The sequence below is a fragment of the Mucilaginibacter gossypii genome, from assembly GCF_900100945.1.
GTDB classification, from domain to species: domain Bacteria; phylum Bacteroidota; class Bacteroidia; order Sphingobacteriales; family Sphingobacteriaceae; genus Mucilaginibacter; species Mucilaginibacter gossypii.
The window spans coordinates 270348-284695 of sequence record NZ_FNCG01000003.1 but is presented as its reverse complement, the minus strand read 5'-3'; the positions used below and the strand labels follow the sequence as shown (position 1 = coordinate 284695).

Below are 14348 nucleotides of genomic sequence, written 5' to 3'. Positions count from 1 at the left end.
TCCCCTTCCGGGGGAGATTTAGGGAGGGCTTATTGCTTTAATCTTGCGCTCGTTTGCAACAAGCGCTGATATTGCTTTTATGTAGAGACGCATCACATGCGTCTCCTATAGGCCAGGCTGCTTTGCAGTTCATGAACATCAGGAATCTGTATGCGGAAGACGCATGTAATGCGTCTCTACATTAAACAGTTGATTTTGAAAAGGCTTTAAAGAAATGTAACCTGCTGGCCTGATTCGGCCCATGCATCAATCCCTCCTACTAAAGGCCGGATGCGCTTCAGGCCAACTTTACGCAATTTCTCTGCATATCTTGCAGCGGTTATTTCATTTGGGCACGAACAGTAAATAACAATCTCCTTATGCCCGGCATATCGGTCGGCAATATCATTAAAACTGTTTTCGTCTATGGGGACTGAGCCCGGTATAAATCCATTTCTTGTGCGCTGATCCATCGGACGCGCATCAAGTATTACAGGGTTCGATTCTCCGTCAATCAGCTCTATCAAATCGTTCACGGTTAACCTATCCGTTTCAAACTGCCTGATAAGGCGATACCGCCGAAGCCATTTGAACAAAAGGTATAAACCGAACAGAACGACGACAAATAAACCGCCCATCGTGCCATAATGACTTAATGCGGAGATCAAACCATCAACCTGGTGCCGAAAAACTGCACCCAACGTCACTGCCGCGCCGAGATAGATAAGTGCTGCGATGGATGAAAAAAACACAAATAATGTCACCCGCATTGCATAAACCCCGGCAACAACAGGTGCCAGTGTTGACAACCCCGGAATAAATTTAACAATAGTCAAAGCAGGGGCGCCGTAGCGTTCAAAAATATCGCCGGTGCTGCGAACACAGGTATCCGGTGACATAGAAATTTTACATAATTTCCCGAGGATTCCCGTTCCATATCTCTTCCCGGCAAAATATAATATGAGGTCGCCTGCTAAGGTACCCAGTGATCCGGTTAAAATGAGTATGATGATATTAGCTTCGGTTGCAGGTGTTACAGCGGTAGTTACAATCAATACTGCAAATGCAGGCAACGGTAATCCAACACTCTGTAAAAGAGTGATCAAAAATACCAGCCAGAGCCCATAGGTTTGTACTAAATCAACTAATGTGTTCATACTTCAGTTGCAGCTAAGATAAGACACTTATTTTTATTGACCGGCCCGATTTTGCCGATTAACAATTATTTGACATCAGGTTGAGAGTAGTTTATTATTTTATGGATTTTGGGTTAAGCTGACGATAATTTGCCTGGTGCTTTCAAATTATTTTCGCCAGTATTAACACAATTCAATCACTTGATCTTCAATACACTTACACGTTAAAACAAACTACCGTAAGTAGTAAGCAGACAGTCTTAACATAAAATTGATTTGGATTAATCAATTTTATTCCGTTAGCTTTACTGCAACTTTAGGGGTGTCCTGACGGACTGAGATAATACCCTTTGAACCTGATCCGGGTAATGCTGGCGAAGGGAAAAGTGACGACGACACTATTGGTGTTGTTTTTTCTTTCCTAATACGGGGACATTCCTACAGTTGAAATTTTAATGCAACGTAATGGAAGTAACCGTTAATCAACAAAATTTTATTGTGCCTGATAACTGCAATGTGCGGGCTTTGCTCGCTGATGTCTTGCAGCACCCCGACCGGGGGCTGGCCATTGCCATCAACGAAGCTATTGTTCCCAAAACCCAATGGGAAAACCACAAGCTCAATCGGGGCGATAAAATCATCATTATTAAAGCCACCCAGGGAGGATAAACACCCAATAGCCTTTTATGAAAACAGAAAAAACACCTACAGCACAAGCCATCACGCAAACACCGTTTCCGGCGTCGCGTAAGATTTACGTTAAAGGACAATTGCACGACATTGACGTGGCCATGCGCGAAATAAGCCTGAACGACACCAAACTACATGGCCGTTTTGGCGAAACCGAGCCCAACGCCCCGGTAACTGTTTACGATACCAGCGGCCCTTATACCGATCCAAACATAGCCATCGATGTTAAAAAAGGTTTACCCCGCCTGCGCGAAAAATGGATCACTTCGCGTGGTGATGTCGAGCTGCTGGATAGTATATCATCAGCATATGGCCGCGAACGTTTAAACAGTAAAGAGCTTGATCATTTACGTTTTGGCTACCAAAGTAAACCTTTCCGCGCCAAAGCAGGCATGAATGTATCGCAACTGCATTACGCCAAAAAGGGCATTATCACGCCTGAAATGGAATATATTGCCATACGCGAAAACCAACGCATCGATCTGCTGAAACAACAGTTGAACGGGCAATACGATGTAATGAGCCAACAGCATCAGGGCCATAGCTTTGGTGCCAACACACCTAAAGGTTACATTACGCCCGAATTTGTACGACAAGAGGTAGCCGCCGGTCGGGCTGTTATCCCATCAAATATCAATCACCCCGAAAGTGAACCGATGATCATTGGCCGTAATTTTTTGGTTAAGATCAATGCCAACATCGGCAACTCGGCAGTTACCTCGAGTATTGAAGAAGAAGTAGAAAAAGCCGTTTGGGCATGCCGCTGGGGCGCCGATACCATTATGGACCTGTCGACCGGTAAAAACATTCACGAAACCCGCGAATGGATCATCCGCAACACACCTGTACCTATAGGTACTGTGCCTATTTACCAGACGCTGGAAAAAGTGAACGGCAAAGCCGAAGACCTTACCTGGGAACTGTTTCGGGATACGCTGATAGAACAGGCAGAGCAGGGTGTTGATTATTTCACTATCCATGCGGGCGTGTTATTGCGCTATGTGCCTTTAACGGCCAAACGTATTACCGGCATTGTATCGCGCGGTGGTTCAATCATGGCCAAATGGTGCCTGGCCCATCATAAAGAGAATTTCCTTTACACGCACTTTGAAGAGATCTGCGAGATCATGAAAGCGTATGATGTCGCCTTTTCGCTGGGCGATGGCTTGCGCCCCGGCTGTATTGCCGATGCCAACGACGCCGCGCAGTTTGGCGAGCTGGAAACCCTGGGCGAACTGACTAAAATAGCCTGGAAGCACGATGTGCAAACCATTATTGAAGGCCCCGGCCACGTACCCATGCACCTCATCAAAGAGAACATGGAGAAGCAATTAAAGCATTGTTCTGAAGCGCCTTTTTACACTTTAGGGCCATTAACTACCGATATCGCTCCGGGTTATGATCACATTACTTCGGCCATTGGCGCTGCCATGATCGGTTGGTTCGGCACGGCTATGCTGTGCTATGTAACCCCTAAAGAACACCTGGGTTTACCCAATAAAAAAGATGTTAAAGATGGCGTGATCACGTACAAAATTGCTGCCCACGCTGCCGATTTAGCCAAAGGTCATCCCGGTGCGCAGTATCGCGACAATGCGCTGAGCAAAGCGCGGTTCGAATTCAGGTGGGAAGATCAGTTTAACCTGTCGTTAGATCCGGATACGGCTAAAGAATTTCATGATGAAACCCTGCCTGCCGAAGGAGCCAAGATCGCGCACTTTTGCTCGATGTGCGGGCCAAACTTCTGCTCGATGAAAATAACCCAGGATGTGCGCGACTTTGCCAAAGAGAATGGTGTTGAAGAAGCCGACGCGCTAACCAGGGGCATGGAACAAAAATCGAAGGAGTTTGCCGAAAAAGGCAGCGAAATATACTTGTAATGGAATTGATCGTGATATCGGCCCCGGATACTGTGACGGATGAAGCACAAATAATCAACCGCTTGTTCGGGGCCGGTTTACAGCGTTTCCACCTGCGCAAACCAGATTGGGATCTCGATCAATGTACCAATCTGATTACTCAGATTGACCAGGCCTATCATCATGCTATAGTTTGTCATCAGCATCATAGGCTGGCCAAAGTTTTTGAGATGCACTATTTACATTATCCCGAAAAGAATCGTATCAAAAGCGACCAGCTGAAGTTAAACATTCAGCTTAAAGAGGGCTACCGGTTGAGTACTTCGATACATGATGTCAGCGCCACATCTTCACTAAATCATTTTGAATACGCGTTTTTAAGCCCGGTGTTTAATAGCATATCCAAGCCAGGTTATCAAAGCATGCTGCCTGCCGGTTTTTGTTTAGACAGTAATAAGCCCGGACCAAAAGTAATAGCGCTTGGCGGCGTGGATGCATCCAATCTAAACCTGCTAAAAAAAATGAATTTTGACGGGGCAGCAGTTTTGGGTGCTATCTGGCAAGATCCCAAGCAGGCTGTTTCCAATTTTATAAGCATTAAAAAACAAACCGAACAATTAAATCCATGATTGATAAACTGCATTATATCTCTCAACAGCCGCAAAACGGCACACATGCCGGCGCTATCAAAGCCGCTTTGGATGCCGGTTGTAAATGGGTACAGCTAAGGGTTAAAGATCAACCGGAAGATATCATTCTGCAATATGCCATCGAGGCCGTTAAACTTTGTGACGGGTACGGCGCCAGATTAATAGTGAACGACCATCCTGAAATTGCAAAAAAGGCGGGTGCCCATGGGCTGCACCTGGGTTTACAGGATATGCCCATACAACAGGCCCGTCAGATTGTTGGCCCTGATATGATCATAGGTGGTACGGCCAATACATTTGCGCATGTAAAACAGCGCGTTGCCGAGGGTGCCGACTATATCGGCCTTGGCCCCTACCGTTTTACAACTACCAAACAAAAGCTGAGCCCTATTTTGGGGATGGACGGTTATCGGGATATTATGGATCAGATGCGTCTTGTAAATATGAGTATCCCGGTAATTGCTATCGGCGGCATTTTGCCGGCCGATATACCGCTGATCATACAAAGCGGCATATATGGTGTTGCGCTGTCCGGCGCCATCACCCACGCCACTAACGCCAGGCAAGTGGTTTCGGAATTATACCATCATTTAAATCAACCTTCGTTTAACGAAGCTTAAAATCAACACTATGTTAACCATCGCTGATAAAACATTTCAGTCGCGCTTATTTACAGGCACCGGCAAATTTAACTCGCCTGCCATGATGGAGGAGGCTTTGCTGGCCTCAGGCTCTGAACTGGTAACCGTAGCCCTGAAGCGTGTTGATGTAAAAAACAACGACAATGACGATCTGTTGCTGCGTTTAAAATATCCGCATATTAACCTGCTGCCTAATACCTCGGGTGTGCGGAATGCTAAGGAGGCTGTGTTTGCCGCCCAGCTTGCCCGCGAGGCGCTGGAAACCAACTGGATAAAATTGGAGATCCATCCCGATCCTAAATACCTGATGCCCGACCCTATAGAAACCCTAAAAGCTACCGAAGAACTGGCGAAACTGGGTTTTATAGTATTGCCCTATATCCATGCCGACCCCGTATTATGTAAAAGGCTTGAAGAAGCCGGTACTGCGGCCGTGATGCCTTTAGGATCGCCGATAGGTAGTAATAAGGGGCTTAAAACCATCGATTTTTTAGAGATCATCATCAGCCAAAGTAGCGTACCCGTTATTGTTGATGCGGGTATAGGTGCTCCGTCTGATGCAGCCAAAGCGCTTGAAATAGGTGCCGAAGCCGTACTGGTAAATACAGCCATAGCGGTAGCAAGCAATCCTGTACAAATGGCCGAAGCATTTAAACTGGCCGTTGAAGCCGGCCGGATGGCTTTTGAAGCAAAACTGGCACAACCGGTATCACATGCTATGGCAAGTAGTCCACTAACTTCTTTTTTAGATGAGTAGTTTTAACGACATTTTTGAAACCTATAACTGGGATGATACCAAGGCCAGTATCTACGCTAAAACCAGCGCGGATGTTGAACGCGCCCTGGCCGCCGATAAACGAACTTTGGAGGATTTTAAGGCCCTGGTATCGCCGGCTGCAGCCCCCTACCTGGAGCAAATGGCGCAGATCAGTCAGCGCCTGACCCTGAAACGTTTTGGTAAGGTGCTACAGATGTATGTACCGCTTTATCTATCCAACGAATGCAGTAATATCTGTACTTATTGCGGCTTTAGTTACGATAACAAGGTAAAACGCAAAACGCTTTCGCCAATGGAAATTATGCAGGAAGTGGCCGTTATTAAAGAGATGGGCTACGAGCATGTTTTACTGGTAACCGGCGAGGACAACGTGAATGTGCATGTTGATTATTTTAAAAAAGCGCTCGAATTGATCAGGCCTCATTTTGCCCATATCTCGATGGAGGTGCAACCGATGGACCTGGAAGACTATCAGCAGCTAACGCCTTATGGCCTTAACACCGTGCTGGTATACCAGGAAACTTATCATAAAGAGGATTACAAAAAGCACCACCCCAAAGGCAAAAAATCAAACTTTAAATACCGGGTGGAAACGCCCGACAGGTTGGGCCAGGCCGGGATCCATAAAATGGGACTGGGCGTTTTAATTGGTTTGGAAGACTGGCGCACTGATTGTTTTTTCACCGCGATGCACCTTAATTACCTCGAAAAAAAATACTGGCAAACTAAATACAGCCTTTCGTTCCCGAGGTTGAGACCTTTTAGCGGCGGCCTCGAGCCAAAGGTGGAAATGAATGACCGCGAACTGGTACAACTGATCTGCGCTTATCGTTTGTTTAACGAAGAGGTTGAACTTTCGATATCTACACGCGAATCGGCTAACTTTCGTAATAATATCATCAAGTTGGGTATTACCTCTATAAGCGCCGGTTCAAAAACCAATCCGGGCGGGTACGCGGTAGAGCCTGAGTCGCTGGAGCAGTTCGAAATTTCCGACGAGCGCAGTCCTGCGGAAATTGCAGAGATCATTGCTCAACAGGGTTACGAGGCGGTTTGGAAAGATTGGGATAACTGTTTAACCTAAGGATATGCTGGAACGTGAAGAACTGAAAAGATACAACCGGCAAATGATATTGCCCGAGCTGGGCCTGCACGGACAAGAAAAACTAAAAGCAGCCCGGGTGTTGATGATAGGTGCCGGCGGCTTAGGTTGCCCGGTTTTGCAATACCTGGTTGCAGCCGGTGTGGGCACCATTGGTATTGTGGATGATGACATGGTTGATATCAGCAACCTGCACCGGCAAATATTATATGCTCCCGCTGATATTGACCAGCCAAAGGCTTTGATAGCCAAACAAAAACTAAACCAGCTTAACCCCTTTGTGGAGGTGATAGCTTATACCGAAAGGATTATTGCTGCCAATGCGCAACAACTGATAAGCAATTTTGATGTGGTGATAGATGGCTCTGATAACTTCACCACCCGCTACCTGGTGAATGATACTTGTACGGCGCTCAACAAACCGTTGGTATTTGGATCGATATTTAAATTTGAGGGACAGGTATCGGTGTTTAATCATCAGGGCGGCCCCGGCTATCGTGACCTATTTCCAGAAGCGCCACCAGAAAATGAAGTACCCAACTGTGCCGAAATTGGTGTTATTGGTGTGTTACCCGGTATAATAGGTACTTATATGGCCAACGAAGCCATTAAGTTGATTTGCGGTATTGGGGAGCTATTATCTGGCAAACTATTAACCCTGAATGCGCTTGACAACAGCGTCAGTGTTTTCAAAATTTCTGCCGCAACACCTTCACTCCCGGTTAGCACATCTCAGCCGGTTGAGAGTGATAGGGTTGCCAATGAAATCGACTCCGACACCTTCAAAAAATGGCACACGGAAACACCCGACGAAATTTACCTGGTTGATGTGCGTGAAACCTATGAATTTGACGATGAAAATATAGGAGGAATAAATATCCCGCTTTATGATTTGCAAGAACACGCTAATATTTTTCCAAGCGGTAAAAAGCTGGTATTTATTTGCCAAACCGGCCAACGCAGTAAAATAGCTGCTCAGCAAACCAGGTCTTTGTCGGGGATAGCGGCCTTCAGTTTAAAAGGGGGCATTAACGCTTTTAATTTTTAAAACGTGATTATGCAGTATTATCAGTATTGTTCGGTATTAACCATCGCCGGCTCCGATAGCGGCGGCGGTGCGGGCATTCAGGCAGACCTGAAGACCTTTGCCGCCCTGGGTTGTTACGGCACCTCAGCTATTACTGCCATTACCGCGCAAAATACCCTTGGCATATCAGACATTCACGTTGTGCCGCCGGCAATGGTACAAAATCAGATCAGCGCAGTAATGAGCGATATCCGGCCTTTGGCAGTGAAGATCGGGATGCTGCCAAATGCGGAAACTGTGCAGGCGGTAGCCGATGTTTTAAAAAAACACGAACCGCTACCCATCATCCTCGACCCAGTTATCAGCTCAAGCAGCGGAAAACAACTGGCAGATAACGAAGCATTGCTTGCAATGAAGGAGCTACTTTTTCCAATGGTAACCCTGCTCACGCCAAACCTGAATGAAACAACTCAACTAACGGGCAAACATGCCGGCAATGTTGATGATATGATAAACGCGGCAGAAGCATTGTTAGATTTAGGTAGCCAGGCCGTTCTTGTAAAAGGCGGCCACTTAGATGGGCTTGAACTCTACAACCTATATGCTGATCGGCAAGGTGTAAGAAAAACTTTCGCTTACCCTTTTATAAACTCCTTAAACACACACGGAACAGGTTGCACACTGGCTTCAGCTATCGCAGCTTATATAGCACGAGGGCAATCCATAACCGAAGCCATTGCTTCGGCCGGGGTTTACGTTAACATAGCCATCAAAGAAGGGCAGAATGTAAAAACCGGCGAGGGATCCGGGCCTCTGAATCATTTTTTTAAGCCGCGTAAGTTGGCGAAGCTCGATTTCTGAAGGCGTATATATCAGATTGTTAAAGAATCGGCAATGGTCCGTAATTAAAAACTGCACTTTGCCTCCACGGTATTTCTAATTTTCATCAGCACGGGCTATTTACATCCCATTAGCTCAACCGATTTAAGAACCACATAAAAAGCATTGCTCCGTTTATGTGGTTGTTTCTGTTTCAGGATATACCTTTTCAATTCAGAAAGCTTTTATGGAGCATTAAAAATGAATTAGGTTTAATCTCCAAAAAACAGGTAGTAATAAAGTGTAATGGTACATTCCTTATTTCAATTGTTTTGCCTGAAAAAATGTATACTACATGGCCGAATGCAAATCTTTTAAAATTTTATCTTTGCCGATGAAAATCAAATACTACAAAAGATGAGTGAACTTGCCCCCTGCCCAATATGTAAATCTCCCTATGCTTATGAAATGGATAACCTGCTCATATGTCCGGAATGCGGCCACGAATGGAACCCGCAAGATAATCCTGTAAGTTCAGATCTGTTTGTGGTGAAGGATAGCAATGGAAATATTCTCCAGAACGGAGATACTGTTGTTACCATAAAGAACCTGCCGGTACGTGGTTCCTCTCAAAGTATAAAAGCCGGGACCAAGGTTAAAAACATCCGTTTGGTTGACAGCGATCATAACATCGATTGTAAAATTGATGGGTTTGGCGCTATGGCATTAAAATCAGAGTTTGTTAAGAAAGCATAATTTTTTAAACATTTAGCTCAAAGCGGGTAAACGTACTTATTTAATGGAAGGAGATCGGCTTTTACGGTATTCTTTGGGACCGTATCCCATAGTTCTGTTAAACAATCTTGAAAAATAAAGAGGGTCATCAATGCCAATGCGAAAAGCTATTTCACGTATCCTCAATTCCGTGAACTGCAAGTACTGACAGGCTTTTTGTATTTTAAGATGATTAAAATAATCAATAGGAGAAAATCCTGTGGTTTTCTTAAATAATGCAGAATAATGACTCACCGATAGGTTTACCGAGGCCGCGAGCTCAGCTAAACTTAGGGTCTTATCCAGATTCTTCTGCATGAATAAAATAGATCTGTCCTGCGGCTGGGAGTGTGTGTTTAAATTCGTTTTATAATATTTGTCCCTAAACAAAAAGGAACTTAAATACTGCAGCAGCAGTAAATTGACGTAAGTAAGATTTTCTGTACTGTAACCCTGTTCTAAAAATACGTAAAGCTTGTCAAAAAGGGCGATCCGATCACCGTCAAATTCGATGCTGTACCGGAAACTCTGGTCCCTTACATAAATTTGCTCTGTTATAGCATCCGCTTGCGGGCCTTTGAAGTGGCACCAGTAAATTGTCCAGGGGCTGGTTTCATTTGTTTCATAAAAATGCTTAACACCATGAGGAATAACAAAAAAGTCGCCGGGCTTGATCTCATAAGTATGAGTGCCTATCTTAACCATCCCTTTTCCGTCAACGCAATAAATCAGGATATTTTGCCCCGCACCTGTATATCGCTCCCTGCGATGGAATTTTGCCTTGGGATAGTATCCAATATCCGTTATAAATGCTCCTTGTATAGCCGCATTTCCCTCACAAAACCGCTGTAATATAGTTTTGGGTATCACGATCGCTCGCTGACCTTCAAAACCATCTTTTTTGTAACTTGCTGAATATGTATTCATTTGATTTATTTAAATCCTATCGCGGGTTACGCATGTTTGCGAATGCAGACATGCTGTGTTAAAAGGCGAATAGATACTGTTTTGCCACAGCCGTTATCAATGCCGGATACTGACATTAAAAGTAAAATTTCTGAACGGCTGAATTTCATAAATCCATTAAATTATTATCTTTTAAAATACTGCCCTACCCCATTTTTTAGGATATGGACAGGATTTGATATTCATTGATTTCAATCTGTAATTGTTAGTCGGTCAACATTGATATTCACAAAAATATTTAATAACAGGGCATTCTATATAGATGAAAAAATTAAAAACATGGACTATATAACTATCGCCGGACCGCTAAAACACTTTACGTTCATTGCGAAAATAAGGTCAGGCTTTTATAAGAAACAAGCTTGATGAGTACCTCTGGTTCGGCTATTTATGGCAAACTTTTGTGCTTTTTATCAAACAGGACCAACCGAAATCATTTAACATTTGTTTCATTCCCTTCAATTTTCTCCTTCCTATAATTTAATGCGCCACTACGCATTCATTTTAATCAGCAATGTCACATTCGAAAGGCTCTGACATACCCTATAATTAAATAGTAAAATTATCCATATAGAACAACCAACCTCATGAATGCCCGCCTTCCGTTTTTTTAACTAAAAGAATAAAATAACACCATATGGCTCCAAATGGCAGAAAAAAGACATAGGTTTTTATTATCCAATAAGCAGCAAAACGGCTAAATACAATAACAATCAGAATATTATCCATGTATTACATCATATCGTCTATACTCAACGATCCGATTGCCATTAGATTTGTCATCCTTAATAACCCAAAATAACCCAATTATGAGAACAAAATTTACACTAACATTAGTGTTATTGTTACCACTTTGCAGCCTGGTTTTCGCCCAAACCAAAGCCGTAAAAGGACGTGTAACAGATAACACGCATCAAACGCTTATTGGCGTAAGCATTTTGCTTAAGGGCACAAAAACCGGTTCTGTAACCGACGCAGCGGGTCAGTTCCAGATCAGAGCAAGCAAAGGTGACATACTGGTATTCTCTTACCTTGGTTTCCAAGCCAAAGAGGTTCCGGTGGATGACCGAGAAACTTATGAGGTAACACTTAACCCTGCCGACAATCAGCTTAATGAGGCTGTGGTAATTGGATACCAAACCATTACCCGCAAAAGCGTAACTACAGCGGTGTCTTCTGTCGGGACTAAAGACATTGCCCCAACCACCACCAGTAATGTTGCAGATGCTATTCAAGGTAAAGTCCCCGGCCTGCAGGTATTTCAGGGGGGCGGCAATCCTGGCGCGCAACCGAAGCTGCTGATCAGGGGCTTCTCCACAATCACAGGGTCCAGCGATCCGCTCATTGTTGTTGACGGCGTGATCACCTCATTCGGCGGCCTTAATGACATCAACCCGTCAGATATTGATAAGATCGACGTGCTGAAAGATGCGGCAGCTACTGCTATTTATGGTTCCCGTGGCGGAGCCGGTGTTTTGTTGGTTACCACAAAAAGAGGGAAAGAGAAAACGCAGATCAATTTTAATGGAACTTCGGGCATGAATTATTGGGTAAACCCGAAACTTGCACAGACAGACGAGTTTGTAAGCCATTACCGCCAGATCTATGCCAATAACAACCAGACCCTTCCGGCCAATGGAGCGGTGACAGGTGTTAATACTGATTGGTGGAATGAGGCAACCAAAAAAGCTTACACACATAACTATAATGTCAGCGCATCCGGATCAAAAAACGGGCTCACCTTTTATGGAAGCGCCGGGTATTTTGATCAAACCAGCAACTTTGCCGCACAGCGTGGTACTGCTGACTATCAAAAAATCACCACCAGGTTTAACATCGATTACGAAATTTCAAAAGTATTCAAATTTGGTGTCAGCCTTGCACCGCGGATGGAGCGATATGGTGACGGTGGTGGTACCAGCCTGTTCAACATCATGTCTATTGCACCCAACGTAGCAGCAACCAGGTCTGCTGCCGAGACGCAAACGGCTGTTAACGCCTATGCAGCAACCAATCCCAGCTGGAGCTTCACTGCCTATAACCCGGTTTACAGCCAGTTTACGCGTTCCAATTTTAATAATATCAATAATCCCCTGGCTGCCATGGCCCGTGATTTTAACCAATCACGATTATTCGGCACACAGGGTTCCTCCTATCTTGAAATCAAACCAATTAAAGGCCTGACGTTGAGAAGCAGTATTTCTGGCTTTTATAACTCAATAAACCAGACTAATTACCAACCTAAATACTATATCGATCCGCAAGATCGCAGTGATATATCAGGCGCATCCCAAAACTCGGTGATCAACTACCGCTGGCAATTGGATAATACGATCAATTACATTGGTAGTATCAACAAGCATCATTACAATGTTTTGATAGGTCAGTCTGCCGATAACTATACATATAATAACACTTACGTGTACCGCCAGGATATTCCTTATGATGCGGAGCCTTATCACTACATTTCTGCCGGCGCAACGCTTGCCGACGGATCCGGCTCTCATCAACCCGGCGCGGGGCCCTTCGGTAAAATGAGCTCTTACTTTGCCCGCGTATCTTATGATTTTAATGAAACCTATTTCATTGCCGGCTCTTTCCGGGCAGATGGTTCATCAATGTTATCACCCGCCAATCGCTGGGGTTATTTTCCAACCGTTTCGGGTGCTTATGTGATTTCAAACGAGTCATTTATGAAGAACATCAAAGGGCTGAACTACCTCAAATTGCGCGGATCATTTGGCCGTGTGGGAGGCAATTTACCAGGCTCGCCAGGCGCATACGAAAGTACTCTGGGCTTATCAGATTATATCAATGGCGCAAACAGCCGGGTTTATGGCTATGTTCCCTCTAATGTACCAGACCCAAATATCAAATGGGAAACAACACAGGACGTGACCATCGGCTTTGATGCGGACTTCTTCAATAATAAATTATCCATAACCGCTGATAAATACTGGCGCTCGCCTAAAGATATGTTGCTTTATCTCCCGGTACAACCCTCGCTGGGCTATCCGCAGGGATATATCCCAACAGTTTATACTAACGTAGGTACCATGCGTACCAGCGGTTGGGAAGCAGCCATTAATTATAAAGACAAAATAGGTGGTGTTTCTTTCGGTGTTGGTCTTACAGTACAGCATTTCATTTCCAAAGCGGTTGACTTAAAGGGACAGATCCTGTATGACGAAATATCCAACGACGTATTTCAGTCTACCCGAAGGACCAAAACGGCTGCCGGTGATATTTTAGGCGGCTATTACGGTTATAAGGTACTCGGTGTTTTCCAAACAGCCCAGGACGTACAGAACTATAAAAGCCCTAACGGCACTGTATTGCAGCCTAATGCGAGGCCCGGCGATTTTATGTACGCGAACGTTAACGGCGATAATACCATTGACTTAAATGACCGGACATCGATCGGAAATCCATATCCTAAATTATCATCGGGCTTAAACCTTCAGGCTTCTTACCATGGCTTTGATTTCCGTATGGAATTTTATGGGTCCTTTGGCAATAAGGTAGCTGATGATTACCTGGTAAGGATGAACCCCATCTACGGGTATAACTTCATCAGCGGTAAAGAAAATAAATTTTGGACAGGTCCGGGCAGCACGAACAGTTATCCTGTGCTGAGTTTGAGTGATCCAAACGGCAATTTCTCTAAAAACTCCAGTTTCTTTATCAAAGATGGCACCTATGTACGCAATAAGTTATTGCAACTGGGTTACACCGTGCCTGAAAAAGCGTTGGGCGGCCGGGCAAAAGTGCGGATTTACGTATCTGCTCAAAACCTCTTCACCATTACCAAATATGACGGACTAAACCCTGAAGTACCATTTGCGGGTGTACTGAGGTATGGCATTGACAACGGACAGAACCCGATCCCCAAATTCTTCAATATCGGATTTAACGCGAATTTTTAAG

The 14348-nt window shown here is 44.6% G+C and carries 12 protein-coding genes and 1 riboswitch; of the genes, 10 read left to right on the top strand and 2 right to left on the bottom strand.

The genetic code is table 11. From position 1 onward, the window contains the following. Positions 1 to 206: 206 nt before the first annotated feature. Entirely contained in the window at positions 207 to 1136 is a 930-nt protein-coding gene (locus BLS28_RS07320; protein WP_091164015.1) for a DedA family protein/thiosulfate sulfurtransferase GlpE, read from the bottom strand. 287 nt (positions 1137 to 1423) lie between these two features. Continuing rightward, a riboswitch (TPP riboswitch) is annotated at positions 1424 to 1515 on the top strand. Positions 1516 to 1580: 65 nt separating this feature from the next. Here BLS28_RS07320 and thiS point away from each other — a divergent pair. The 9 genes from thiS to BLS28_RS07270 all read left to right on the top strand — a co-directional run bounded on the left by thiS (position 1581) and on the right by BLS28_RS07270 (position 9437). Then, complete coding sequence (thiS, locus tag BLS28_RS07315) at positions 1581 to 1784, top strand: sulfur carrier protein ThiS (protein WP_090527528.1); 204 nt, start codon at positions 1581 to 1583, stop codon at positions 1782 to 1784. A gap of 17 nt (positions 1785 to 1801) precedes the next feature. Next, positions 1802 to 3685: a phosphomethylpyrimidine synthase ThiC gene (gene thiC, locus BLS28_RS07310; protein ID WP_091164013.1), complete on the top strand. Its 1884-nt coding sequence runs from the start codon at positions 1802 to 1804 to the stop codon at positions 3683 to 3685. After that, positions 3685 to 4293 carry a thiamine phosphate synthase gene (locus BLS28_RS07305; RefSeq protein ID WP_091164011.1) on the top strand — a complete coding sequence of 203 codons (609 nt, stop codon included), beginning with the start codon at positions 3685 to 3687 and terminating at the stop codon, positions 4291 to 4293. The genes thiC and BLS28_RS07305 overlap by 1 nt, the downstream gene beginning before the upstream one ends. Continuing rightward, positions 4290 to 4934, top strand: a complete 645-nt coding sequence (locus BLS28_RS07300) for a thiamine phosphate synthase (RefSeq protein WP_091164009.1) — start codon at positions 4290 to 4292, stop codon at positions 4932 to 4934. The genes BLS28_RS07305 and BLS28_RS07300 overlap by 4 nt, the downstream gene beginning before the upstream one ends. 10 nt (positions 4935 to 4944) lie before the next feature. Next, on the top strand, positions 4945 to 5712 hold the full coding sequence (locus BLS28_RS07295; RefSeq protein WP_091164007.1) for a thiazole synthase: 768 nt from the start codon (positions 4945 to 4947) through the stop codon (positions 5710 to 5712). After that, positions 5705 to 6817: a 2-iminoacetate synthase ThiH gene (gene thiH, locus BLS28_RS07290; protein WP_091164005.1), complete on the top strand. Its 1113-nt coding sequence runs from the start codon at positions 5705 to 5707 to the stop codon at positions 6815 to 6817. The genes BLS28_RS07295 and thiH overlap by 8 nt, the downstream gene beginning before the upstream one ends. Before the next feature lie 4 nt (positions 6818 to 6821). After that, on the top strand, positions 6822 to 7883 hold the full coding sequence (gene moeB, locus BLS28_RS07285) for a HesA/MoeB/ThiF family protein (RefSeq protein ID WP_091164003.1): 1062 nt from the start codon (positions 6822 to 6824) through the stop codon (positions 7881 to 7883). Positions 7884 to 7892: 9 nt separating this feature from the next. Continuing rightward, entirely contained in the window at positions 7893 to 8723 is an 831-nt protein-coding gene (gene thiD, locus BLS28_RS07280; protein WP_091164001.1) for a bifunctional hydroxymethylpyrimidine kinase/phosphomethylpyrimidine kinase, read from the top strand. 375 nt (positions 8724 to 9098) lie between these two features. Then, positions 9099 to 9437 (top strand): zinc ribbon domain-containing protein YjdM, encoded by a 339-nt coding sequence (locus tag BLS28_RS07270; RefSeq protein ID WP_090527498.1) that lies wholly within the window; start codon positions 9099 to 9101, stop codon positions 9435 to 9437. Positions 9438 to 9473: 36 nt separating this feature from the next. Here the strand turns inward: BLS28_RS07270 and BLS28_RS07265 are convergent, their stop codons facing one another. Continuing rightward, complete coding sequence (locus tag BLS28_RS07265) at positions 9474 to 10382, bottom strand: AraC family transcriptional regulator (RefSeq protein ID WP_090527495.1); 909 nt, start codon at positions 10380 to 10382, stop codon at positions 9474 to 9476. 848 nt (positions 10383 to 11230) lie between these two features. Between BLS28_RS07265 and BLS28_RS07260 the strand changes: the two genes are divergently transcribed. Beyond that, positions 11231 to 14347: a SusC/RagA family TonB-linked outer membrane protein gene (locus BLS28_RS07260; protein ID WP_091163998.1), complete on the top strand. Its 3117-nt coding sequence runs from the start codon at positions 11231 to 11233 to the stop codon at positions 14345 to 14347. The last annotated feature ends 1 nt before the right edge of the window (position 14348 follow it).